The sequence below is a fragment of the Photorhabdus sp. RM96S genome (assembly GCF_042879335.1).
GTDB lineage: Bacteria > Pseudomonadota > Gammaproteobacteria > Enterobacterales > Enterobacteriaceae > Photorhabdus > Photorhabdus kayaii.
Window position 1 is genome coordinate 1 of the sequence record NZ_JBHFKT010000267.1, and the last position, 246, is coordinate 246.

The 246-nt window shown below is 65.4% G+C and carries 1 pseudogene; it reads right to left on the minus strand.

The features are described 5' to 3' along the window. Positions 1-246, minus strand: a pseudogene (locus ACGF49_RS25295) (type VI secretion system tip protein VgrG); the annotation flags it as partial.

Genomic DNA, 246 nt, shown 5'->3' on the forward strand with positions numbered 1-246 from the left:
ATGCCCCAGCCCTGCCCGGCCCAGGGCTGGGTCACCCGTATCCAGCAGGAGCTGCTGTCGTTGTTCCGGCCGTAGCGGTCCCAGAGAAATTGCAGCCGGATACGGCCGTAGGCGTCGCAGTAGATTTCTTCGCCCGCCGGGCCGACCACGTTGGCAATCTGCGGGCCCTCCATCGCCGGTTTGGGTAACGGGGCCGGGCGCCAGTGCTGATTGTCGGCAATGAAGGTGAAATCGTTGCGCAGGGTG